This window comes from Campylobacter gracilis, from assembly GCF_001190745.1.
Lineage (GTDB): Bacteria > Campylobacterota > Campylobacteria > Campylobacterales > Campylobacteraceae > Campylobacter_B > Campylobacter_B gracilis.
The window spans coordinates 1934285-1958750 of record NZ_CP012196.1 but is presented as its reverse complement, the minus strand read 5'-3'; the positions used below and the strand labels follow the sequence as shown (position 1 = coordinate 1958750).

General features: G+C 46.4%; 19 protein-coding genes. 16 read left to right on the top strand and 3 right to left on the bottom strand.

Annotation, left to right across the window (positions count from 1 at the left end; genetic code table 11):
- The first annotated feature begins 23 nt into the window (after positions 1–23).
- From CGRAC_RS09760 to CGRAC_RS12070, 14 genes are all read left to right on the top strand, one after another.
- Entirely contained in the window at positions 24–509 is a 486-nt protein-coding gene (locus CGRAC_RS09760; RefSeq protein ID WP_005871117.1) for a hypothetical protein, read from the top strand.
- A 560-nt stretch (positions 510–1069) separates the two neighbouring features.
- Positions 1070–1189, top strand: coding sequence for a YgaP family membrane protein (locus tag CGRAC_RS12955; RefSeq protein ID WP_198400800.1), 120 nt, complete (start codon positions 1070–1072; stop codon positions 1187–1189).
- Positions 1190–1558: 369 nt separating this feature from the next.
- A complete protein-coding gene (locus tag CGRAC_RS09750) occupies positions 1559–2770 on the top strand; it encodes a saccharopine dehydrogenase family protein (protein ID WP_005871121.1) in 1212 nt (403 codons plus the stop codon).
- A gap of 291 nt (positions 2771–3061) precedes the next feature.
- Positions 3062–4228, top strand: coding sequence for a multidrug effflux MFS transporter (locus tag CGRAC_RS09745; protein WP_005871122.1), 1167 nt, complete (start codon positions 3062–3064; stop codon positions 4226–4228).
- A 161-nt stretch (positions 4229–4389) separates the two neighbouring features.
- A complete protein-coding gene (locus CGRAC_RS09740; RefSeq protein WP_005871123.1) occupies positions 4390–4764 on the top strand; it encodes a hypothetical protein in 375 nt (124 codons plus the stop codon).
- A 249-nt stretch (positions 4765–5013) separates the two neighbouring features.
- Complete coding sequence (locus tag CGRAC_RS09735; protein WP_005871125.1) at positions 5014–7194, top strand: STT3 domain-containing protein; 2181 nt, start codon at positions 5014–5016, stop codon at positions 7192–7194.
- Between the two features lie 255 nt (positions 7195–7449).
- A complete protein-coding gene (locus tag CGRAC_RS09730; RefSeq protein ID WP_005871126.1) occupies positions 7450–8034 on the top strand; it encodes a hypothetical protein in 585 nt (194 codons plus the stop codon).
- A 355-nt stretch (positions 8035–8389) separates the two neighbouring features.
- Entirely contained in the window at positions 8390–10672 is a 2283-nt protein-coding gene (gene metE / locus CGRAC_RS09725; protein ID WP_005871129.1) for a 5-methyltetrahydropteroyltriglutamate--homocysteine S-methyltransferase, read from the top strand.
- A gap of 1487 nt (positions 10673–12159) precedes the next feature.
- A complete protein-coding gene (locus tag CGRAC_RS09710; protein ID WP_005871140.1) occupies positions 12160–13719 on the top strand; it encodes an MBOAT family O-acyltransferase in 1560 nt (519 codons plus the stop codon).
- Entirely contained in the window at positions 13720–15030 is a 1311-nt protein-coding gene (locus CGRAC_RS09705) for a DUF459 domain-containing protein (RefSeq protein WP_005871141.1), read from the top strand.
- Entirely contained in the window at positions 15023–16075 is a 1053-nt protein-coding gene (locus CGRAC_RS09700; protein WP_005871142.1) for a GDSL-type esterase/lipase family protein, read from the top strand. Before CGRAC_RS09705 ends, CGRAC_RS09700 begins: the two co-directional genes overlap by 8 nt.
- 72 nt (positions 16076–16147) lie before the next feature.
- Positions 16148–16270, top strand: a complete 123-nt coding sequence (locus CGRAC_RS12775) for a hypothetical protein (protein WP_256640512.1) — start codon at positions 16148–16150, stop codon at positions 16268–16270.
- A gap of 252 nt (positions 16271–16522) precedes the next feature.
- Complete coding sequence (locus tag CGRAC_RS09690) at positions 16523–17233, top strand: metallophosphoesterase (RefSeq protein ID WP_005871144.1); 711 nt, start codon at positions 16523–16525, stop codon at positions 17231–17233.
- A gap of 145 nt (positions 17234–17378) precedes the next feature.
- Entirely contained in the window at positions 17379–17612 is a 234-nt protein-coding gene (locus CGRAC_RS12070; RefSeq protein WP_255349569.1) for a SelT/SelW/SelH family (seleno)protein, read from the top strand.
- A 262-nt stretch (positions 17613–17874) separates the two neighbouring features.
- Here the strand turns inward: CGRAC_RS12070 and efp are convergent, their stop codons facing one another.
- Positions 17875–18441 carry an elongation factor P gene (efp, locus tag CGRAC_RS09685; RefSeq protein WP_005871146.1) on the bottom strand — a complete coding sequence of 189 codons (567 nt, stop codon included), beginning with the start codon at positions 18439–18441 and terminating at the stop codon, positions 17875–17877.
- An 88-nt stretch (positions 18442–18529) separates the two neighbouring features.
- On the opposite strand from efp, the gene CGRAC_RS09680 reads away from it, so the two are divergent.
- Entirely contained in the window at positions 18530–19270 is a 741-nt protein-coding gene (locus CGRAC_RS09680; protein ID WP_005871148.1) for a hypothetical protein, read from the top strand.
- A 483-nt stretch (positions 19271–19753) separates the two neighbouring features.
- On the opposite strand, the gene CGRAC_RS09670 is transcribed toward CGRAC_RS09680, so the two are convergent.
- Positions 19754–20590: a DUF234 domain-containing protein gene (locus CGRAC_RS09670; RefSeq protein WP_005871153.1), complete on the bottom strand. Its 837-nt coding sequence runs from the start codon at positions 20588–20590 to the stop codon at positions 19754–19756.
- 74 nt (positions 20591–20664) lie between these two features.
- On the opposite strand from CGRAC_RS09670, the gene CGRAC_RS09665 reads away from it, so the two are divergent.
- Positions 20665–22005, top strand: coding sequence for an aminotransferase class V-fold PLP-dependent enzyme (locus tag CGRAC_RS09665; protein WP_005871156.1), 1341 nt, complete (start codon positions 20665–20667; stop codon positions 22003–22005).
- Positions 22006–22625: 620 nt separating this feature from the next.
- On the opposite strand, the gene CGRAC_RS09660 is transcribed toward CGRAC_RS09665, so the two are convergent.
- Complete coding sequence (locus CGRAC_RS09660; RefSeq protein WP_005871164.1) at positions 22626–24449, bottom strand: phosphoethanolamine transferase; 1824 nt, start codon at positions 24447–24449, stop codon at positions 22626–22628.
- Positions 24450–24466 lie beyond the last annotated feature (17 nt).

Sequence of the window (24466 nt, the reverse complement as noted above, 5' to 3'; positions counted from 1 at the left end):
GCACTCTTGATAAAGGATATATGATGAAAATTGAAATTGAAAGCGGGCTCGAACTAAAAGAGGCCTTGTGGCGCGTAGAGAAAGCTCTGCGACTAGTGACCGACAAGGATGGCAAAATCACATCGAGCGCGACGCTTTACGTGGGCAAACATTCGCTTTTAAATTTACTCGATACCAACCAGATCGAAAATATCCAAAACGCCTATGCGCGCGCCAGGACGGAATTTCGCGCGGAGATGCTGGGCGTGCTGGAGGGCTTTTTATCTCAAGAGGATGCCGAGAAAGATCCGGAATACGCGCTATTTAATCAGCTCTACCAGATGGCGATGACCGCGGGCAGAAAGAGCGATATCTTTATCCACGTCCAAGGCATCAGCGAAAACGAGGTCGTGCTGCGCGTCTATCAGCGCTTCGAGCTGGAGAGCGGCGAGACAATCTATTACGCAGGCGGCGAGTTTAGCTACACTCTGGATGAAAATTTCGGCAAAATTTATCGCTACGAAATTTGATTTTAACGCTACGGCGTGAGATCAGGTGTCGCTTCGATCGTAAATATTACGTCCGCATTATGCCTCTTTGCTGCAAGGAGCATAAATTTAGACGCTCAAAACACAAGGCAAGTTTAAATTTAGGCAAACTTTCTACAACGATAGAATTCCGCTCGGTTAAATTTATCGTAATTCCAAATTTAAAGCTACATGTAAATTTTTATCCTTTGATACACAAATTTTACCCTACTGCCCGCCTGCATTCGAGTTTGCCTTGTTTTACGCTTGTCGAAATTTTTAAGTCGAGCTCGAATAAAATTTCACTCCTCAGGCACGCAAATTTTGTCGGATCGCACTTTTACGCAAAAGAAAAGATAATTAAACGAAGCCGAATTTAACCAAGGCGCGTATATAGGAAGGCGGGCTCAAAGATGATACGCTATGTGGCGATTTGCTGCCATTGCTTACTTTAAAAATTTTAAGCATTAATACGTGTAAAATGTAAAAACAAAGAAGTGAAAACGCAATGCTAAGCAGAAAAACTAGGATAATAAAAGCGCTGATCGGACTAGCGATAATGATTGCAAAAGCCGTTGTTTAGCAGCTGGTGGGGGCTGGTCGGACTAGTGCCCTTTATCGTGGGTGTCACGGGATTTTGTCCAGCTTGCTACTTTTTAAACCGCTGTTCGCTAAAGCGCTAAATTTAGCCGCGGTATACGGTTTTGCCGTACATCGGGCAAAAGGCGCGATAAATTTTATGGCGAAGCGGGCGAGCTTTAAATTTTAAATTCTCCACGCCTTGTTGCGGAATGTTAAATTTAAACTAGCCCTTTAAAGCTTAAAATTTTATCGCGCGATGCAGGGCGGAAATTTAATCTCGTGCCGCCGTCAATCGGCATGCCGCTATCTGGGTGAAATTTTAGTACACGCCGCTTTCGGCGCTCTTGTTAGAGCGAGCTTGCGCTCCACGCTAGCCATAGCCAACTTTATGATTAATCACACCCCACCTCTTAAAATTCATCTTAAATTTGCTAAAATTGCAACAAAATTTAAAATTTAAAGGAGCTTAAATGTCAAATATCTTAATCATAGGCGCGGGCGGCGTGAGCCAAGTCGCGACCGTAAAATGCGCGATGAACGCGGACGTTTTTAGCAAGATCACCCTTGCAAGCCGCACAAAAAGCAAATGCGACGCGATCGCTAAGCTTATCAAAGACCGCCTAGGCGTCGCTATCGACACCGCCCAGATCGACGCGGACGACACCGATGCCGTGGTCGCGCTCATCAAAAAAACGGGTGCCGAGCTACTGCTAAACGTCGCGCTGCCGTATCAGGACCTAACCCTCATGGACGCGTGCTCTCGCGCCGGCATACCATACATCGACACCGCAAACTACGAGCACCCCGACACCGCCAAATTTGAATACAAGCTACAGTGGGCGAAGGACGGCGAGTTTAAAGCCGCAAACACGATGGCGCTGCTGGGAAGCGGCTTTGATCCTGGCGTGACAAATGTATTTTGCGCCTACGCGCAGCAAAATCTCTTTGACGAGATCGGCGAGATCGACATCCTAGACTGCAACGCAGGCGATCACGGCTATCCGTTTGCGACGAATTTCAACCCCGAAATCAACCTGCGCGAAGTAAGCGCAAAAGGCCGCTACTGGGAGCGCGGCGAGTGGAAAGAAACGGGGCCGATGGAAATAATGTTTAAATGGGACTACCCGAAAGTAGGCGTCAAGGACAGCTACCTGCTCTACCACGAGGAGCTAGAAAGCCTCGTTAAAAACATCAAAGGGCTGAAGCGAATCCGCTTTTTTATGACTTTCGGGCAGAGCTATCTCACGCATATGAAGTGCCTAGAAAACGTCGGCATGCTACGCATCGACGAGGTAGAGCATAACGGCGTGAAAATCGTACCGATACAGTTTTTAAAGACGCTACTGCCGGATCCTGCAAGCCTCGGCCCTCGCACGAAGGGCAAAACAAACATCGGCTGCGTGATACGTGGCTTAAAAGACGGTAAAGAGCGCCAAGTCTATATCTACAACGTCTGCGACCACGAGGCTTGCTACGCTGAGACGGGTGCGCAGGCGGTGAGCTACACGACGGGCGTGCCTGCGATGATCGGCTCGATGATGGTCGCAAAGGGCATTTGGAGCGGAAAAGGCGTCTTTAATATGGAGAATTTCGACGCCAAGCCTTTCATGGACGAGCTAAATAAACAGGGCTTGCCGTGGGAGATAATCGAAATGAAACCCGGCGAGAGGTATGAAGTCTAAATTTAGGCTTATCTTTTTCCGCTATACTTTGTTAAATTTTACCTTGCTTCACTGCGACGGGGGCATACAGCTCGCCTCATTTGCAAGGTAAAATTTGCCGCGTCTAGCGAAAAAATACCGCGCTTTGATCTACCGTATTTAAATTTCTAGTTTAAATTTTGCACCGTTAGCATTCAAATTTTACATTAAATTTAATTTAAGCTTCCGCACCGAAAAGCGTTTAAATTTAAAGCTCTCAATCTCTAGTCGTGCAAACTCTGCGCCCACTCAAATAACAACAAAAGGAAAAATTTGAACTCCTCAAAAACTTCACTATCTTTTTTAGTCGTGCTAAGTGCGCTTATGGCGTGCACATCGCTATCTACGGACGTATATCTGCCCGCTATGCCTACGATGGAGCGGCAGCTGCACGGAGACTCGGAGCTCACGATAACGGGCTTTTTGATCGGCTTTGCTATCGCGCAGCTCGTCTGGGGGCCTATCAGCGATAGGACCGGGCGTAAAATCCCGCTTTTTATCGGTATGGCGCTCTTTGCGATCGGATCAGTAGGATGCGCGATGTCGGACAATATGGCTAGCGTAGTGTTCTGGCGCGTGTTTCAGGCCGTGGGCGCGTGCGTAGGACCGATGCTAAGCAGGGCGATGATTAGCGATCTTTTCGGTAGCTCGCAGGCCGCGCAGATGCTCTCTACGCTAGTTATTATCATGGCGATAGCGCCGATAGTGGGTCCGTTATTGGGCGGCGCGATACTGGAGTTTGGCTCTTGGCATGGGATATTTTGGCTGATGGCGCTAGCTAGCGCGATTATGTTTGCGATGATTTTTTCTCTACCGGAGACCTTGCCGCCGCAAAAGCGCTCCACAAAGCCCATCGTATCGTCTTTTAGAAACTATCTAAGATTATTGCAAGACGTCAAATTTATGCGCTACACTCTTAGCGTGACGTTTTTCTACGTAGCCGCCTATGCCTTTATCACGGGCTCATCGTTTGTATATATCGATTATTTCGGCATTCCTAGCAAATACTACGGATTTTTATTCGGCATAAACATCGTAGGCGTCATGGCGCTAAGTTTCGTAAATAAAAAGCTGGTAAAGCGCTATGCGCTAAATCACCTGCTCATAGTCTCCACGCTCGTTGCCGCGCTTGCTGCCAGCGTGCTGTTTACGTTTACGTTTTTCAAAACGGGCGGCGTTCTTGGCGTGATAATCCCGATGTTTTTCGTTTTTAGTATGAACGGCATCATCGCTTCTTGCTCCAATGCCGCCGCTCTTGATAGCGTGCCGCAGGAGATGAAGGGCTCGGCCGCTGCGCTCATCGGCTCGTTGCAATACGGCAGCGGCATCCTCTCATCGGCGATGCTTGCGGCGTTTTCTGCGGGTACGCCGTGGACGATGTCTTGGATCATAGCTCTGTTTGTTTGGCTAAGCGCACTCGCGGCGTATTTTAATAAGTAAATTTTAAATTGCGGCGAAATTTTATAATTTGTCGTCGCGTTTGGTTCTGTTTTAAACAAACGAGCGGTTTCTTAAATTTAAACTCTAGCTAAATTTAGACCGAAATTTTTAAGTAAACTTTGCTATAATCGCCGCAATTTTGAAAAAATTAAGGAGAAAATATGAAACTAATTTACGCCGCTTGCGTGCTAGCCGCTTTTGCTTCGGCTCAGACCGAAACTGTGCAGGTACCGGACTTTGCTAAAAGCTCGATGAAGACGCATGAGCAGGCCGAAGAAAAACTAATCGCAAATGCCCTAAAAGGCGATCTAAGCCAGATCGCAAGCGACCTGAAGATCGATAAAACGCTAAAAGGCGGCGAGTCGCTTGTCATTAACGGCGCGCATTATAGGACCATCGAGGGCGACAGCACGCAGTGGAAAGAGGGCGATGCCGTGCGCCTACTAAGTGGCAATAAGGACGGCAGATGCCTAAGCTCGATCATGCTCAATCTGCGCACGAAAACCGTCTGCAAATTTATGTGCGACGCGTATTAAATCGCGTAAATCCCACACTTTATAGCGCGAGCGAAATGGATTAAATTTCGGTTTGCTCGCGCCATTCGCAGTAATTTGTCGTATAAATTTCTACATTTTGCATCGTAAATCAGGTAAATTCTGCTATAATAAACGAAAATTAAACAATGTCGTTAAAATTTAGTGTGGACGCGATAAAGCGAGTAAAATTTGTAGAGGCAAATTTTAACCCTGCCGCTCGGTACTTCAAACGACAAATCAAGGAAAAAGATGCAAAAATTTAGAATTACAAACGGCGAATGCTCACGTATGGATATTTTTCTGATCATGATGCTGGTTTATATATTTGGCGTGGCGTGCAGGTTTTTTTGGATATATTGGGCTAGCGGGATCGAGCAGTTTTCTTTTGACGGCGAGCTCATCATGACCACGAACGACGCCTTTGCAAACGCCGAGGGTGCGCGCGATATGATAGCGGGCTTTCACCAGCCGGGCGATCTTAGCCCATATGGTGCGTCGATCCCAACTCTAGCATTTTTACTTAGCAAAATTTTGCCCGTCAGCCTAAATAGCATTACGATCTACATGAGCGTGTTTTTCGCGCCGCTGGTGGTCGTGCCGATTATTTTGATAGCAAGAGAGTATAAGATCCTGGGCGCCGGCATCATCGCGGCGCTGCTTGCTTGCGTGCTGCCGGGGTATTATGTCAGGACTTTGGGCGGATATTTTGATAGCGATATGTTAAATGTTGCTATGCCGCTGCTAACGCTATGGGCTTTGATTAGGCTCATAGAGCGAGGCGAGCAAAGTAGCTTTATTTTACCTGCCGTTTTTATGGTGATTTATGATTGGTGGTATCCTAGCTCGTATTCTCTAAATATGGCGATTATAGTGATATTTTTAATCTATACTTTGATTTTTAATAGACACAATGAGGAAAATTACAAAGCAATTATTCTTATGGTCGTTGCAGTTATAAATTTTGGCGCGTATTACGAAGGCGAGACAATAATCGTAAACTATATTTTATTGCTTAAGATTGCACTCATTGCGTTTTTATATTTTTTAATGATTAAAATTCCAAGCCATAAAAGCAAAAAGGCTCTTTGGATTTTGGGTGTGATCGTCGCAGTTATATTTATCATATTCGGCGGACTTGCGCCTATAATTTTGCGGCTTAAAGCCTATATCTTAAAGGATGTAAGCAAAGAGGAAATTTTCTACTTCTATGGCGTTAGAAATACGGTTAATGAGGTAGAAAACGCTAATTTCATGAAATTTGTGCTTGAATCTAGTGGGCATTTATTTATATTTATATGCGCCGTAGGAGGGCTGGCTCTACTGCTGATAAAATTCCGTTCGTTTATCTTAACCTCACCGATGATAGCGCTTGGAGTTTTAGCACTTTTCGGCGGAACTCGCTTTACAATGTACGCTACACCGATGATAGCGCTTGGATTTGCTTATTTTATATATTTCACGCTGAATTACTTTGAAATACGCACTTGGCTTAGAAGTACTTTGTTGGCTATTTTAACCTGTTTGGTGCTAATACCTAGCATAGATTTTATTTATAAATTCCGAGTTGCGCCTACGCTTACGAAAGACTCCATAGTGCCTCTTGCGGAGCTAAAAAATAAAGCCAGCAGAGAGGATTACGTGCTATCGTGGTGGGATTACGGATATTTAATCAGATATTACTCCGATGTAAAAGTAGTAGCTGATCCCGGAGGTAGACAGGCGGGAGAATATACTTTTATGAGTGCGTTTTCCTTTAATAAAGATGAGGTAAGCTCTGCTAATATGGCAAGACTTAATGTCGAATATACACAAAAGTCGCAAGGTAAAAACTTTGATCCTAAATTGGAAGATAAATTTAAACTAAACCTATATCAAATTCAAAAAGATTATGCCGAAGCGGATATCAATAAATTCTTAAGTTCTTTAAACGATAAAAATTTTAAGCTTCCACAGAAAACTAGGGATATATATTATTATTTCGTACCACAGATGATAGATATATTGCCTAATATCTTAAAATTTTCTACCGTAGATATAGAAACAGGTAAAGAATCTTGGACGCCATTTATTCATGTGGGTTATGATATTAGAATGGGTAAAGATGGAGAGAGTATCATAATAAATGATGAATGCACGCTGCCTAGCATCGATCCTGAATACCTAATCTATGATGGTAAAAGAATGCCTATTAATTCATATTATCAAGTGGGCGAAGTAAACGGCAAACTCGTCAAATTATCTAAGCAGATAGATAAAAATTCTAATCTTTACGTGATATTTTTACCGGATTACCAAAGAATTTTAATCTTAGATAAAAAGGTCTTTGAGTCAGCCTTCATCCAACTTTTTGTGCTGGAAAACTATGATAAAGATCTATTTGAGCCCGTTTATTTAAGTAATTCTGCGCGGATTTACAAGTTATTAAGATAAATTTATATTCAGAGGAATATTGCGTAAATTCTTATTGCATTGTGCTTTTACAAAGCGTATGTTACTAAGCGATAAAATTTATAATGCAAGCTATATGCTTAGATTTAGAATTTATACTGGCTATAAATAAATTATAAAAATACTTCAAAATTTTGTCATTAAAAATCGTAAATGTTATGTATTTACTTTAAATTTAGCCTAGGTTTCGAAGCGTGTCGCTATCATTAAGATAAAATTTCATCGAAAGGAGTAAAAATGAGAAATTTAGTTGCAAAAGTGGCGTTTCTTGGCTCTTTAGCTGCAGTAAGCGCGATGGCGGAGGGGCTTTTCATAGGCGGCGAGGGCGGATACAATTTCAAAAACCAAGCCGCAGGTTTTGATGACGGACAGCCACAAATCGGCGTTAAAGCCGGATATGACTTTGGCACGTTTAGAGCTTACGGCGGATATTTTTATGGATTTAAGGGCGAGGATTCCAGTTCGAATGCCAATTCGAAAAGAAAGGTTAAATGGAGCACGCACGATTTCGTAGCCGGTGCGGATTTTACGCCGGAGCTTTTCGGCAGATTTAAGCTCGTCCTAGGCGCTTACGCTGGGCTTTCGGTTTTAGATACTGAAGTTAAAATAGACTATAGCAATGGCGGCTGGGTTAGAGCGGACGATACGCTGGGTGGCTTCATTTTGGGTGGCAAGATAGGTACCGCGTATGAGTTTGGCTCCAATAGCGAGATTGAAATGGGCTTTAAAGCAAGCAAAGCGTGGTACAAAAACGGCGATTATATCGAAGATAACGACGGTAAAAAATACGGCGTTTACGCAGGATATAATTATAAATTCTAAGAATTTTCATATTTGAGGCATTGCACTGCTTTCATAGAGCCTTGATGCTCGGTGGCTTTGCGGTGTGTCGGGTAAGGCTAGCTTCGTCGCAAGGCTTTACTAAGTTTTAGTAGAATCTTGCGACGAGGTTTAAATTATGATGAATTTAACGCCTTTAAATTCAATCCTAAAATTTTAACTTACGGAATTTCGTCGATAAAAATTCCATTTCAGATTTTATTGGCTAAATTCCACCCTTGCGCTTTTGGATAAAATTTCGTTCATTTTCGAGATTAGGTTAAAATTTTAATGACGGCAAAAGAAATTTTAGATAAAATCAACACTTTCATACCAAAATTTTACTTAAAGGATAGAGATGAAGAGTTACGTTACGGGCTTTCCGCGTATCGGAGAGCAGCGCGAGTTAAAGAAGGCTTTGGAGAGCTATTGGGCGGGCAAGTGCGATTATGACGCGCTAGAGCGGGTTGCTGCAGAGCTAAAAGATCGCCACATCAAATATCAGCTGGATGCTTGGAGCGGCTTAATTAGCGTAAACGACTTTTCATACTACGATTTGATGCTCGATACCAGCATACTTTTCGGCGTGATCCCGCAGCGCTTCGCGGCTCTTTCGGCGCACGAGCAGTATTTTGCGATGGCGCGCGGCAGCAAAGACGCAGTCGCGATGGAGATGACGAAGTGGTTTAACACAAACTACCACTATATCGTGCCCGAAATCTCTGCGTATACGGAATTTAGCCTAAATCCTAGTAAAATTTTAAGCGAGTATAAGGCCGCGAAAAATAATGATTTTAAGGATTCCTGCGCGCTAAAGATAAATTTAATCGGACCTATTACTTACTTGGCGCTTAGCAAATCAAGCGACAAAAGCGATCCACTCGCGCATTTAGATGCCCTTGTCGCGAAATACGAGGAACTGCTAAAGCTTCTTAGCGAGCTTGATAACGAGGTCGTAATTCAGATCGACGAGCCGATCTTCGTAACGGATCGCGCGGCTGAGCTAGCGCCAAAGATCGAGCCTGTTTATCATCGCCTAAGCAAGGCCGCAAGCAACGTAAAAATTATCTTTATGACCTATTTTGAGCATGCGACTGAGGCCGTGCGCGAGATAGTAAAGACCGATGTTTGGGCGATCGGGCTTGATTTTGTTTACGCAAGCGAGGAGAATATCAAAAAAGAGCTTCAAATTTTAAAAGACGCTAAGACCGTGCTTTTTACGGGCGTGATCGACGGGCGCAATATCTGGAAGAGCGACATCGACAAAAAGCTAGCCCAGCTCAAAGCTATCGAGGCCTACGTGCCTAAGGAGCGCATCTATGTGGGTACCTCCTGCTCGCTTTTACACGTGCCTTTCACGCTAAAATATGAGGACAAACTAAGCACCGAGATCAAATCCTGGCTAAGTTTCGCAGTCGAAAAACTAAGCGAAATTTCGATTTTAACCCATCTTTTCTTTGAAATTCCGATGTGCGAACACGGCATGAAAGCTTACGAAGAAAATCAAAAATCCGCTAAAACCCGCGCTAGCTCGCCACTTATTCATGACGAGCGAGTGCAAAGCCGCGCTGCAAATTTAAATAAATTCGAGCGCGCCGATCGCTACGAGGATCGCATCAAGGTGCAGAAAAAGGAGCTAGGCTATGGAATTTTACCTACCACTACGATCGGCTCCTTCCCTCAGACTGCCGAACTTCGCCAGGTTCGCAACGCCTACAAAAAGGGCTTAATTGGCCGCGAAGCCTACGAGCGCGACATCAAAGCCTACATCGATGACTGCGTTAAATTTCAAGATGAGATTGGTCTGGACGTGTTGGTTCACGGCGAGCCTGAGCGCAACGATATGGTCGAGTATTTCGGCGAGCAGATGAGCGGATACGCGTTTAGCGCCAACGGCTGGGTGCAGAGCTACGGCAGCCGCTGCGTGAAGCCGCCGTTACTTTTCGGCGACGTTAGCCGTCCAAGACCAATGACCGTGGAGTGGATCAAATACGCCCAAAGCCGCACTAAAAAGATTATGAAGGGCATGCTAACGGGACCTGTTACGATGATGAACTGGAGCTTCGTGCGCGACGATAAGCCTCGCGATCAGATAGTAAAACAGCTCGCACTTGCGATTTTTGATGAAATTTCGGATCTGCAAGACGCGGGCATCAAGATCGTTCAGGTAGATGAAGCGGCGTTTAAAGAGGGCTATCCGCTTAGATCCGAAAACATCCCTGCATACGAAAAATTTGCCGTTAGTGCTTTTAAGCTCGCTGTCAGCGCCGCAAGTGCTCACACGCAGATCCATACCCATATGTGCTATTCGGAGTTTAACGACATAATCAAAACGATAGAGGCGATGGATGCCGACGTCATCAGCATCGAGACCGCTCGCAGCGGCAACGAGCTGCTTCGAGTTTTCAAATCGGTCGGCTATAAGCAAGAGGTCGGTCCAGGCGTTTACGACATCCATAGCCCGCGAATTCCTAGTGTGCAGGAGCTCGTAAGCCAGATCCGCGCGCTACTTGAGGTGCTTCCTAAAGAGCAGCTGTGGATTAACCCGGACTGTGGTCTAAAAACCCGCAAATGGGAGGAGGTCCGCCCTAGCTTAAAAAATATGGTCGAGGCGGTAAGGATCATCCGCACAGAGGCGTAAATTTCAGGCAACACGGACTTTGCTGTCGGGTAAAATTCCACCCGGCAGCCGTTTTGCGATAGAATTATGTGGAGCGTTTATTTCGAGCATGGACCGTTAAAACATCTGCGTGAAATTTTACTTCGAACGAGCATTAAAGGGCGGTGAGAGTTTTCTACGCGTTTGCTTGGCAAGCATATTTGATAGCCGCTAAGTAATGCAGCAATATGAAATTTAGCGTGAGATTTACGGATTTCGCAGTTGGGTGGGCGCGGGATTTTTTTAAAATGCAGCGTAAAATTTCATCTCGACTGCTAGCTCGGAATTTCATCGCAACTGCTCGCTTGCTTGAGACGCGGAGCGTAAATTTTATTGCGATTGCCCTGAAGGCAGGCTGGGGCAAGCGATAAATTTTAAAATTTTCGCAAATCAGTTCTTGTGCGCACAAACCTCGCCAGCCGAATAAAAAACGCTGAAATTTGCAATTTTACGCGGCGTTTTATGAACTGTTCGCACCGCGAAAATTGGAATTTTAAAACGTGAGCTAAATTTGCATCGTTATGCTAGAAAATTTTAAATCGCAAATTGAAATTTACACTATCGCGTTAGAATGGCTAATTTACGAAGCGAGGCCCGCCTGCTACGTTAAATTTCAGCCCGGGTTGAAATCTATGCAGCCGCATGAAATTTACGACTAATTTTGCCTGGTGAGCCTAAAGTTACGTTGTCGCGCTAGATTCGAGCTTAGAGCTAAAATTTACGATGCAAAGCTCGTTGATTTTAACTTGCATTTTGTTCGAAAGAGCGAGGCTAGCGCAAGGGGCATTTACGCTGCCACAAAATTAAAAGGGGCTTTATGGCGGCGCAGGTCTGCAATTTGCAGTAAAAATAAAGCCATGATTTTGGCTCATAAGGCGCAGCTTTTAGATGGTTTCTATCACGCTTTAAAGTGGGATTTTGCTTAGTAATTTTGCGTGGTAGATTTTAACAGGCGGAAATTTTATCATCGCTACAAAATTTAGGCTTTTAGATTTTATTTTGTAGAATTTTGGCCCTCATAGTTGTGATGAAGTGTGGTTCATCTTATTTCGCAGGATTTTAGCGGCATCGCGCATCTAATTTATATGGCATGATTCCAAAAGGCGCTTATTTTGAAATCCTTCGGGTAGAACCTGTGAGATTGCGTTTGTGGGGTTTCATAAGAATTGATGATAAACCGCTCAGCGCGTTTAAAAATTTTATTCGTGCGTCGAGCCCTCATTTGCGTTTCAAATTTTACTATTGTGGCGGAATTTCGCTCACGCGGCAAGGGCTCGCATGCAAGGTGCCCGTGAATCTAAGGATTTGGACGCTAAATTTATTAGCGTGTTTAGCGACGCAACGCCGTATCTGCGCATAAAATCTCGCGTTGTAAGCGATTTAAAAAAGCTTTTTCGCTTCGTATAAATTTCGCGCCGCGAGCGTTTAAAAGCCGCAAGAGCTTTAAAAATTTAAATTGGAAAGATTGAATGACATTTTTTTCGCCTGAGTTTGTCCTTGCTTTTTTAGCGTTTTTAATCGTTTATTGGACGCTCAAAAATCATATTTTCGCGCAAAAAATCCTGATCCTGCTGGCAAGCTACGGCTTTATGTGCTCCATAAATCCGCGCTTTGCGCTAGTGCTTGCAGCCTATAGTGCTTTCGTATATTTTGCAGGGGTGTGTATCGCGCGCGCTAATCGCGTAGTTGCGAAAGCCATACCGCCCGCAAAGCAGTCTTCGCACAAGAAAAAGCTCTCGCGTAAAGCGGCAGCCAAGCAGATGAGCGCAGCAAAACAAGCTGGCATAGCCAAGCAGGTACAAAAAGCAGGGCTAGCGAAGCAGATTCCACTACCAACTGCGAAGGCGCGTGCGGTGATGCTTGCGGCAGTTGCTGGTGGCTTATTTTTTCTTGCGTTTTTTAAATATTATGGCTACGTCAGGGAGTTTTTCAATGCTGCGCTTGCTGCGCTGCACCTAGGTGCCGTTGATAGCGTGGCGTTTCCGCTTGGAATTTCATATTATGTTTTTATGTCGATCACCTATTTCGTCTCGGTTTATAGGCGCGAATGCGGCGAGCAGGGCTTTTTGAGCTTGGCGTGCTTTTTGGCATTTTTCCCTAGCGTCGTGATGGGTCCTATCGGGCGCGCTAGCGCTGCCAAGGGCGTAGAGCCAGTACTGCCGCAGTTTGATCGCTTCAAGCACTTTGGCAATGCCGATGAAATTTATGTGCTTATAATTTTTGCCTTAGTTAAGTTGCTGCTTATTAGCGGCTATTTGGGCGCGTATTATAGCGATGTGATTTCAGGCGTTTACGGCGACGAGCCAGAGTCTTCCGTGGCGCAAATTCTAGCTGCACTGCTACTTTATGGCGTGGTGCTTTATACGAATTTTAGCGGCTTTATCGATATGGCGCGGGCTCTTGGGCTTGCGATGGGCTTTAAGCTGCCTCAGAATTTTAATATGCCCTATGCGGCTAAGAATTTAGGCGAGTTTTGGGATCGCTGGCATATCAGCTTATCCACGTTTATACGCGATTATATTTATATCCCGCTCGGCGGCTCGCGCAATGGCTTTGCGCGCACCTGCGTAAATTTGCTAATCGCGTTTGCGCTCTCGGGCATTTGGCACGGCGCGGGATTAAATTTTTTGATTTGGGGGCTTTTGCACGGAGCAGCGCTTGTGTTTTTAAAATGTCTTGCCAAAGTGGGCGTAAAGCCGCTAAATCCACATTTGGCGCTATTTTGCACCTATATTTTTGTAAGTTTCGCTTGGATTTTTTTTGCCAATTCCCTGCCAGATGCGGCGGCGATTTTGAGCGCTTTTGCCCGCGCACGAGCTTTCGGAGATATTAGCGAGCTAGCGGTGCTTGCGGTGATTTTAGCGGGGATTTTTGTTTATCCTAAAATTTCAGCTCTTAAAGATACTTTGATCGCGCTTTTTGCCGAGCTGCCGTTTTTACCTAAAGCTCTCGTGCTCGGCATGATCTTCACGCTGATTTTCGCGCTGATGCCAAGCGGAATTCCAAATTTCATCTACGCAGGATTTTAGATGCTTAGGTTTGTTTCGACTCTGCTTTTTGCGCTGCTTTTCTCAGCATTTTTTATGCAAGGCTCGCTGCTTTATTATTTGGAGCAGCGATTTCACGATGATTTTGGGCTGGAAGAATGGCTGCGCCGCTCGCCGTTTCGCGTAGGCGGAGAGATCTACGAAAAGATTGCAAATGGCGCAGATAAGCTTGAGCAGCGTATCAAAGGCGAGGATATTAGCAAGGATGAGGACGCAAGTCCGCATGGCGGAAGCGAAAATTTTAAAAAGTCTACGCAAGATCGTATGGCGGAAAATCAAGCTTTGCAAAGCACGAGGGCGCGAGATCACGATGTTTCGCAAAGCGTTAAACCGCAAGATAGCAAGCCGCAAGCCCATGCTGCAAAGAATTCTGCCTTAAATAATTCTACGCATCATTTAAAGACGCGCGATTCTGCGCAGGAGCCTTACGCACAAAATTCCGCCCCTCAAAATTCTACTTCGCAAAATTCCGTGTCACAAAGCCTGGCTACAACAAGCTCTGTACCGCGCAGCTCCTCTGCGCCGCAAAATCCCGTCACGGCAAGCGCAACCTTGCAAAGCGGCGAGAATTCCGATTCTCAACTTCCCGCTCCGCAGGCCTTGGAGCAGAATTTAACGACGCAAGGCTCCGTGGAGGTTGATGCTAAAATTTCGCTTAGCGACGATGGCAAAATCCGCCTAAATGCAGGCGATGAGGTGCTTTTTATGGGTGATAGTCTGATGCAATACGTGGGGATGAATGCTAAGAAATTTTTCCCGAAGCGAAGCCTGAGGGTGATTGATCTTAGCAAGCAATCTACGGGGCTTGCGAGCAAGAAATCTTTCGACTGGCAAAAGACGCTCGATACTGCGCTTAGAGAGAATGGCGGCGTTAAGCTCGTAGTCGTGCTGCTGGGCGCCAATGACGTCTGGGAGTATCGCGCAGGAGGTAAAACTTATGGCATTAAAACGCCGCGCTGGCGGGAGTTTTACGCCTCAAGAGTGCGTGAGATCTACGATACGGCGCACTCGCACGGTGCAGGAGTGCTGTGGCTTGCGATGCCGTGTATGCAAAAGCCCGATTTTGAGGAGAAAACGCAGCTGCTAAATCAAATATATGCCGACGCAAGTATGGCGCTTGGCGGGTATTTTATGCAAACAACCCCGCTGGTGTGCGAAAAAGGCGTCTATAAAACCTATCTGCAAAGCGGCTCCAAGCTCGTGCGCGTGCGCCAAGACGACGGCATTCATATGAGCAAAGAGGGTTGCGAAGCGGTAGCGAAAGAAATTTTATCAAGGATTGAAGTTGAGTAAATTTATAGTGATTTTATTTGCCGCATTATTAGGCGGATGCGCGGCAAACGCAGGCGTCCGCGGCATAAATTCCGCAAACGCAAAAAGCTCTGCGGGCTTTGGAGTGAAATTTTTTGGCGATTCGCATTTAGGAAGCGACGCGCTGATAGATGCTTTCAGACACGGCTTTTTCGTGCAAAACAGCGTCGGCTTCGTGCCTGCGATGATGCCTAAATACCATAAAAGCGAAAATATAGAATTTAAGCAAAGCGGCTTTAATGTAATCTCATCCCGCACCGAGCAAGACCCCGATTTCCCGTTATGTGGAGTGATCGCTACCGGCAAAAAAGGCGCTAACGTGCGGCTGGAGCTAAAGCAACTTAGCGGCGATTTTTATGTCGAAATTTTGCATAAATCGGATCAGAGTGGCGAGATTTTTCGCGTGCGCGATGCAAGTGGGCTAAGCGCGTATATTTCGCAAGAAGTGCCGCAGAAATGGGAGTATTCTAAGCTGCGACTTAGATTTCCGATCGAAATTAGATCGCTGCGTGACGGAGCAGAGCTTGGAGGATATAAAATTTATCGTAAAAACGCGCGCTTTGCAGACTCTTGTGCGAGCAACGGCGCGTTTAGCAATCTCTACGAAAAATGGGGTGCAGATGCCTTTGGTAGGGATTTTTCGGGACTTAGATACAATCTCGTAGTTATCGCTTATGGCACAAACGACGCGATGGATCCGAAATTTGACGAGCAAAAATTCTACCAAAGCGTCCGTGGGCTGCTTCGCTCCGTCCGCTCCGCAGCTCCCGGTGCAAAAATCCTGCTTGTAGCGCCGCCGCGAAGCCCTAAAGTGCCAAACGCCTCACGCGCTGCGGAGGTGCTAGCGCATCTAGCGCGAGACGAAGGGGCGATGTTTTACGACATAGCCGGTCTTATGGATGAGGATGGCGGCTGGCGCGGCTGGCGCGAGCGTGGGCTGATCCGCCCTGACGAAATCCACTTGCAAAAAGAGGGCTACGAAAAAATCGGCGCAGCGCTGGCGACGAAATTGCGCGGCAGGCTTTAAATTTAATCTTTAAATTTAGGTGGCTTGTTGTGGAATTTACAAAGTTCGTTGTGAAAATTTACAAAGCTCTTTGTGGAAATTGCGCAATCCGCCGCTAAATTTACGTGGTTCATTATAAATTTAGAAAGTCCGTCGCTAAATTTAAAATTTAGTGGCAGTAAGCAAAGCTACGCTTGCTCGGATTTCGCCGCTTAGATCCGCGCCGCGAAATTTAAGATCAGAGGCCGTGGCTTTAAATTTGTGCGGCGACAGGCTTGATGCCCACGCTTTTAAAATTTCGTCGCCTAAATTTACGCTTCTAATTCGGATTAAATTTGCGCGGTTGCGGCTGGAGCACAGAGCGTTGCGATACATAAACGGCAGTAAAATTTAGCGCTTAAATTTCATTCGCACGGGCTGTGGCAAAGTGCGGCGAGTTAAATTAAGAAAGCAAAAAAGAAGAGGCAGATGATATATCTTTGCGGCGATACGCACGGAATAAACGAGATCGGCAAAATAACAAACAAGGCCTTTGCGGGTGGGCTTAGCGCTGATGATTTCGTCATTGTGCTCGGAGATTTCGGGCTGTTTTGGAGCGAGCGGATAGATGAGTTTATGGCGCGTAAAAATATAGAAAGATATTTCCCCGCCACGCTTCTTTTCATAGACGGCAACCATGAAAATTTCGATATGTTGGATCAGCTGCCGCGCGAGCGGAAATTCCGCGGCACCGTGAGCGTGGGCGGCGAGAATATTTTTTGGCTGCGGCGTGGCGAAATTTACGAGATTGCGGGGCGACGATTTTTGTGCTTCGGCGGCGCGCTTAGCGTCGATAAGGCGCATCGGATACCGGGGCTTAGCTGGTGGGCGCGCGAGATTCCAAGCGAGGAGGAGTTTGCTTGCGCGATGCAAAATGCCCGCGATTTCATCGCCGCGGGCAGGCGGATCGATGCGGTACTGAGTCACACAGCGCCGTGGTTTGCCATGAAATTTTTAAAAGAATACCTTTGGTGCAGCAAAAGCACCCCCGATAAAACGTCTGAGTATTTGGAGCGGATCTTTGAGCTCGTAAGGCCCGCGCGGTGGTATTTCGGACACTTTCACGGCGATAAGAAATTCCATACGCACGGCTGCGATTTTTATCTCTGCTACGATGAAATTTTAAAATTTGAGGACTAGTCTTGGGCTCGCGGCAGCAAAGCTTTGCAAACGGCGAAATTTCGCTCGTAAATTTTAAATGCTGAGGCGCGTGAAATTGGGCCTTTATATTAAAATTTAAGCTAGTTTGGCTACAATGTGGCACTTTTTTAGAAAGGAATAAAAGATGAAGGTTGTAATTACTTATTGTAATTCTTGATCTTATAGACCGCAAGCTCTCCGTGTGAGAGATGAAATAACAGGCGTCTATAAGGATGCAGTTGTCGAGTTGGTCCCTGGTGGCAGCGGAGACTTTCTAGTAGAAGTTGACGGCAGAAAGCTTTTCTTTAATAAAGATTTTGCTAAGCCTCGTTTCCCAAGTGAAGGTGAAATTTTAAATCTAATTAAAGTTGCAGCCTAGCTCAAAGCCCGAAAGTGGGTCGTAAGATTTGCTTTCGGGCGCTTTTTATGCTCAAATTTAATTGTAAAACCATTCTGAATTTTGCCAAAATCAGCGCCGCGTAAAGCTTAGACTAAATTATCCCGCATTTCGGCGAATTTAAAAAGCCATTTTAATCAAAATTTACGCGACGATCGCGGTTTAAATTTATCGCTCGGAGTTTATAAATTTTAAAAGAAAGAGGAATTTTTGCGAAATCAAAATTTCGCAAAAACAGGGGGGATTATTTATTCGCGCGCTCGATATACTCGCCGCGGACGGTATCTACGCGGATGACCTCGCCTTCGAGCACGTGAAATGGGATCTGCACCACGGCGCCGGTCTCAAGCGTGGCGGGCTTTTTATTGCTGCCCTGTGTATCACCGCGGAAATTTGGCGCAGTTTCTACGATCTTAAGCTCCACCACCTGCGGCACATCCACGCCGATCGCTTTGCCGTTGTAAAACATTATATTTACCATCATGCCATCTAGCATCCATTTTTTCGCCTCGCCCACGTCCTCGTCGCTAATCGCGATCTGTTCGTAGCTATCGGTATCCATAAACTGACACGCTTCGCCATCGTCGTAGAGATACTGCATCTCTTTTTCCTCAAGATTCGGAGCTTCGCATTTATCGCCCGCATGGAAGGTCTTTTCAAGCACCTTGCCATCGATGAAGGATTTTATTTTAACGCGCACGAAAGCAGGTCCTTTGCCCGGTTTTACGTGTTGGTATTCTATGATTTTAAACGGAATTCCGTCCACCTCGATTTTTAGCCCTTTTTTTAGATCGCCCATTGAATAAGCCATAAATTTCTCCTTAAATTGATAGGGCGCGATTATAACAAATTTTATTTTAAATTGATATAATTAGCGAAATTTTAAGGGGAGAGAAGCTATGAAAAAAATCATCTACGTTTTGGCTGCATGTGCGGCTTTTACGCTTGGCGCGAATGCGAACGAAGTGGAGTTCGTAAAAAACCTAAAGCAAAGTCTAAATGATAAAAACGCTCAGCTCATCTCGATCGACAAGCTAAACTCGCTAAACGGGCTAAATTTACTGATCGTCCGCTCGGGCGATAAAAAAGAGGCGTTTTTGGCTAGCGACGACGCCAAAAGCCTAGTGGCGGTGACTGAGGAGCCTAAGCTTGCAGACGCGGCGGATGCGGCGCTGTTTAAGATGAGAACTCAAATTTTAACGGACGCCAGGGACGCCGCCGCGCTTGAGCTGCTAAAGAGCATAGATCCCGCGAGATTTGCCTATATCGAGTCTTTTGATAAAAATAATCCCTACGTGACCTACATCGTGGGCGATCCGGAGTGCCCGTATTGCGCCGAGGAGATGAAGAGGATCACGAAGCATCTTCGCAACAGCAACGTAAAATTGATCTTTGCGCCGGTGCACGGCAAGAGCGCGTTTATCAAATCGGCGCTGATTTTAAAGCAGCTAAAAGCCCTCTTGCCGAGCGATCAAAAAGGCGCGATCGACGTGATCGAGAAATACTACGACAAGAATGTGCAGGTAAGCGATGCGGACGTCTCAAAAGCCGAGCTTGACGCTGTATATGCGGACACCAAGACGCTGTTTTCCAAAGGCGTGATCAAATCAGTCCCATACGTGATCAAGGTGAAAAAATAGTCTGAATTTACGGAATTTAGAGCGCGAGGTTTGTTTATGAATAGTTGCGGTTTTGCTGGCGCGCGTTTGCTTACATATAGCGAGTGTTTGCTTATCAATAGTCGCGGGAAATTCGCAAGTGGCTGATTTGTGCGTGGGCGACGTAGCCGTCTAAGCCTGTGCTAAAATTTAGTGATAGAATTTTAAAAACTCGCATTTGGCGCTTGGCGGATTTTCTGCTTGCAGATTGTGTTTAAAATTTGCTGCCATAGTGCGCCTCTGATGGCGCGCTATCTGCCTATCCATAGCGCCGCCGTCCGCTCAACACACCTTCATGCCGTCTATCGATAGCGCGTCTGCCGTGCCTTGCGCTTACCCATGCTCTGCCCGTACCGCCCGTAGATAGCGTACCGTCATTAACGCATAATTCGTTTGCTTTGCGGCATACCATACGCGCACGGCACCGCTCGCTCGCGCCATATTTAGGCTTTTTTGGCGCGCAGTTCAAAGTAAAATTTTAAAATCCTCGAGCGAAAAAAGTAAAATTTTATCGCTTTTTAGGTTTTGCAGTTCGCCGCTAAAGCCGCTTTTGGAAAACAGCGCGAGCAGATCGGGCGCGAGGTCAGCTTTTTCGCATTTGAGAATGAGCTCGTTTAGCACGTTTTTTGAAATTTTTCGCTCCTTGTATTTGCACTCGCCTGCGACGCAAAAGTTCTCAAATTTCGCGTAGATGTCGATCTCGACCTCTTTGTTCCAAAAGCTTGAAATTTGCGAAATCTCTAAATTTAGATACTTCGCGAGCAGCTCCTTGCTTAAAATTTCAAACCCGAGCCCCGCGTAGGCGTTAAAATCCGCTTTGATTAGGCTTAGCACGCGCCCTATCTCGCCGCGGCGCAGCGCGGGCAGGTTCGGCTCGATAAATCTAAACCAAAACCTCGCAAAGTTGCTGCTAAAATGGACTTTGTCGGTGATATGATAGCGGCGCAGCGCGCGCGGTAGGCGGTCGTTTTTGCGAGCCTTTTGCGTCCTTTGCTCGCTTGATTTTTCGGTGATTAAAAACTTCGCGTTTATGAGATCTGCGGTGATTTTTTGCGCCGTAAATCGCGGCAAGATTTTTGAAATTCCTATTTTTTTGCGGTCGCTTCTAGCGAATTTCATCAGCGCCTTTTTGATCTGCTCTTCGTACTCGCCGCCAAATTTAAAGCGCTCGCCGAGACGTTCGAAGCAGAGCAAAATTTCATTTTCGATCGCTTCGAAAACGTCCGCGTAACCGCTTATGCAGCCTATCTCGTCGAATACAAAATGAAACTGCAAAATCGCATCGATACCAGCATCGCCCAAATTTCGCGCAGTGTCTTTTAGCTCGTAAATTTCGCCCTCCTTGCGGGCGTAATTTTAGCGAGTTTGGATATAATTTGCAAAAATTTTGGAGTCACGCTTTGGATTTTGAAACGATCAAAGAAAATATCATCTTAAAAGAGGGGGTCAAATACTTCGATTTCGCCGCCTCGGGGCTCGCGTATCGCCCTATAGAAGCGGAAATCGAGCGCGTGCTTGCAACATACGCCAACGTCCACTCCGCAGGCGGAGAGAGCGCCGAGATTACGAGCGATTACTACGAAAACGCAAGAGCCAAAATCAAAGAGCTTCTAGGCTGCGAAGAGCGCTACTACCTGATCTCGTGCGGATTTGGCGCGACTGCGGCGATTAAGAAGCTTTGGGAAATTTTAGGCATCTACCTGCCGCCCGCGACGCGAGATAGGCTCGGCTTGCGGCGCGAGAGCATAAAAGAGCTGCCGCTTTTCATCATCTCGCCTTTTGAGCATCATTCCGTTGAGATTAGCCTAAGACAGGGGCTTTGCGAGGTCGTGCGCGTGCCGCTGGACGGAAGTGGTCTGATGGACTTTGCGCGGCTGGGCGAAATTTTATCCGCAAACAAAGGGCGCGAAATTTACGGCGTGCTTACCGCGGCATCAAACGCGACGGGGCTTAAGATAGACTACAAGCGCGCTTACTTGATGCTCAAGGCGCACGGCGGGCGGCTGTTTGTGGACGCTAGCGCGCTCATCGCGCACGAAAACGTGGATCTTGGCTTTTGCGACGGTATGTTTTTCGGCGCACACAAGCTCTTAGGCGGCGTAGGCGCTAGCGGGATTTTGGCGGTGCGAAAGGAGCTTTTGCGTGGCGAAGAGCCGACATTCGCTGGAGGCGGCACGATCAAATACGCAGATGCCCTAACGCAGCGCTTTATAATCGACAAGGAGCGCTTGGAGGAAGCAGGCACGCCCGGTATCATCGCGCTGGTGCGAGCTTATCTTGCCCTAAAGCTTCGCAAAAGTGCGGGGCTAGAGGCGATCAAGTCGCGCGAAGAGGCGATCTGCAGACGCTTCATAAGCGAAATTTCAAAAATCCACGAGATTAAAATTTATGGCAATCTGACTGCGCCGCGCGTGCCAATCTTTGCTTTTAATATGAAAGGGCTCGGCGCAGACGCGCTAGCCGGAGTGCTCGGGCAGAAATTTGAGATTCAGACCCGCGCAGGATGCGACTGTGCAGCACCTTACGGCTTTGATCTGCTCGGCTTGCAACCCGATATCGAAATGTCGCGCAAACCCGCTTGGGTGCGGGCTAGCTTCTTGTTTATCCACGACGAAAGCGACGTGGATTTCTTAGCAGAGGCGCTAAGACAGATCGCTCAGATCCGCGATAAAATCACCTTCGTAGCGGGCAAATACCGCTGCGGCAGCGTAAATTAAGCTCGCGAAATTTTATAACAAGAGCCGCTTTTAAATTTCTCGACACGGGGTTTTGCGACATAAAATTTTGTCGGTGGAATTTCGTAGCGTAAAATTTCATGACTTGGAATTTTAAAGCGCAGAATTTTATGTGCAGCTCGGGTAGCAGATACTCCGTGCCGATTGGGGTGTGAAATTTTTCGGCATAAAATTTCGCGGCTTAGAATTTTGAAATTTTAAATTGCGAGCTGAATTCTGGCGGTAAATTTTGTGCTGAGGAGTTTTGCGCCGTGAAATTTGAGCGGTAGAATTCCGTGCCGTGCGTATAAATTTTAACGTCGCCAAATTTTAAAATTCCTAAATTTCAAAATTTCGCTATTTGAACGAGCTTCGCAAATTTTGTATTTCGTGAACGCATGGAAAATTCTGCGTCGTGGAATTTTGGCCGCAAAATTTGAAATTTTACAAAGTCGAATTTTACTCGGCAAATTTTACGGCGAGAAATTTTATCGTAGAGCCTGCGGCTGCGAAAATTGACGCGACCGTCCGAAAGCTAAATTAAGGCGCGACGCTTGCGATAAGAGCGCAGATTTTAAGAGGCGAAATTCTGCGCTGCTAAAAGGCGCAAAATTTCACCGAATTTACTCGCCGAATTCCTTCTGCAATCTATAAACCTTATCGTAATCGACCCCCTCGATGATGCGCGGACGCGAGGCGTTAAAATCAGAATTGATCACCGAGCGAGTGGGATCGTACTCGGGTAGGTCGGTCATCTCTAAAATTTCCGCAATCGCGTGGATGAGATCGTCGTTCAAAAACGGCCTATTTTTGGCTGCGGCGATGCGCGCCCAAAGATCCGCATTTTGCTCTTTGAACTTATCCGACGCCATGAAAATCAGCGGGATTTCGAGCGTGAAGCGGTTGATGCCCCCGTGGATCAGCTTGCCGCGGTATTGATAAAGGCTCTGGGCGTGGTCGCTAAAATAGACTATCAGCGTGTTGTCGTCTGCGAAAATTTTATAAATTTCGCTTACTATAAAATCGTTGTAAGCCACGGTGTTTAGGTAGTGCGCGAGCTCTTTTTTCTGCCCCTCATCAAGTGGCTCGCGCGAGATATCTGCGGCGCTAAATTTAGCAAAGCTTTTTGGATAGCGAAACTCATAGCTCGGGTGCGAGCCCATCAGATGAAGGATGAAAAATTTATCCTTTTTCTGCGTGCTGCCCACCTCTGCGGCGGAGCTTTCGTCTTTGCGCGCAAGGGGCGATCTTTTCGCGCCCGATTTGAAATTTTTTATACTAGGCAGCATAACTTCGTCGAGCGAGTAGGCGTATTTGTAAACCGGGATCTGGTTTGTAAAGTCCGAGTGATCCGTCATCTGCGCGCTTGCGCCGCTTGCGACCGCCCACTGCCCGTAGCGCTCCTGGTTGCTGATCCAAAAGGTCTCGTAGTTTGCGAGCCGCGCGAGATTTACGATGTCGAGGTTGGCGCTCCACGGGCGCTGCTTTTCGCTCTCGTAATTTCCGAAATTTAGCACGTATTTTAACACGTCGTTGGTCTTAGCTCCAGGCGAGACGACATCGCTAAAGGCGATTAGATTTCCGCTTTTCTCAAGCGCTTGCAGATTCGGCGTGGTGGGCAGATAGTAGCCGTATAGGCTCATAAAATTTCGCTGCAGGCTCTCTCCGATAATAAAAACGACGTTTGAGATACGGTTTGGCGCGGTTTTATGCGAATGCGAGGCGTAAATGCTTTGGTATCCGGCTTGCAGCTCGCGCACGCTTTTAAAATCGGCGCCGAAATAATCCTTCGTAACGAAAGCAAAGTTGTAAATCGGAATTTTATTTAGCGCGATTATGATGCTGGCGCGCATTTTCGAGCTTTTGGCTACGTAGCTTTTAAACGCCGCATGCGCGATAAAAACAAGCAAGCTAAGCAGAAAGATTAGCTTTATCGCGCGACATAGCTTCATTCGCGCTCGCTGGCTCACTCTAAGCATAAGAGCGGCGATGACGAAAATTAAAAGCGCCAAAAAAGCCGCGATAAGCTTAAAATTTAAAAACGCATGCGCGAACTCAAAGGCCTCCTTGGGCGTCGTTTGCACTAGCGCGTCCAGCGTGCCGTGCGAGTAGGTAAGCTCCAGGCTAAAGATCAAAAAAATCTGAGCGATCGCGAAGGCTACGTTTATCGCCAGAAGCGCAAAGGCGAGAATTTTATATAGCCTGGCGCTATAAAAGCTAAGCGCATAAAGCGCGAAAAAAAGTATCGTCACGCCGCAGATCGCAGATACCGCGAAAAACAGCGCCTGCGCAGAGAGCAGCTCGCCGCCGCGTGCGATAAGAAGCAACCCGAGCGCTAAATTTAATACCAAAACTAGCACGTATGCGTTTAGCACCGCGCCGTCAAATACCGATAGGAGGCTGAATCTGTCTTTTAAAAATGCGCCGATATTTTTTACAAGGCTCATGAAATTCCTTTGATGAT

Excerpts from the sequence above, each read along its gene's own strand:
- CGRAC_RS09760 (WP_005871117.1), top strand. The coding sequence starts at position 24 with ATGAAAATTGAAATTGAAAGCGGGCTCGAACTAAAAGAGGCCTTGTGG.
- CGRAC_RS09750 (WP_005871121.1), top strand. The coding sequence starts at position 1,559 with ATGTCAAATATCTTAATCATAGGCGCGGGCGGCGTGAGCCAAGTCGCG.
- CGRAC_RS09740 (WP_005871123.1), top strand. The coding sequence starts at position 4,390 with ATGAAACTAATTTACGCCGCTTGCGTGCTAGCCGCTTTTGCTTCGGCT.
- CGRAC_RS09735 (WP_005871125.1), top strand. The coding sequence starts at position 5,014 with ATGCAAAAATTTAGAATTACAAACGGCGAATGCTCACGTATGGATATT.
- CGRAC_RS09730 (WP_005871126.1), top strand. The coding sequence starts at position 7,450 with ATGAGAAATTTAGTTGCAAAAGTGGCGTTTCTTGGCTCTTTAGCTGCA.
- metE (WP_005871129.1), top strand. The coding sequence starts at position 8,390 with ATGAAGAGTTACGTTACGGGCTTTCCGCGTATCGGAGAGCAGCGCGAG.
- CGRAC_RS09710 (WP_005871140.1), top strand. The coding sequence starts at position 12,160 with ATGACATTTTTTTCGCCTGAGTTTGTCCTTGCTTTTTTAGCGTTTTTA.
- CGRAC_RS09705 (WP_005871141.1), top strand. The coding sequence starts at position 13,720 with ATGCTTAGGTTTGTTTCGACTCTGCTTTTTGCGCTGCTTTTCTCAGCA.
- CGRAC_RS09690 (WP_005871144.1), top strand. The coding sequence starts at position 16,523 with ATGATATATCTTTGCGGCGATACGCACGGAATAAACGAGATCGGCAAA.
- efp (WP_005871146.1), bottom strand. The coding sequence starts at position 18,441 with ATGGCTTATTCAATGGGCGATCTAAAAAAAGGGCTAAAAATCGAGGTG.
- CGRAC_RS09680 (WP_005871148.1), top strand. The coding sequence starts at position 18,530 with ATGAAAAAAATCATCTACGTTTTGGCTGCATGTGCGGCTTTTACGCTT.
- CGRAC_RS09660 (WP_005871164.1), bottom strand. The coding sequence starts at position 24,449 with ATGAGCCTTGTAAAAAATATCGGCGCATTTTTAAAAGACAGATTCAGC.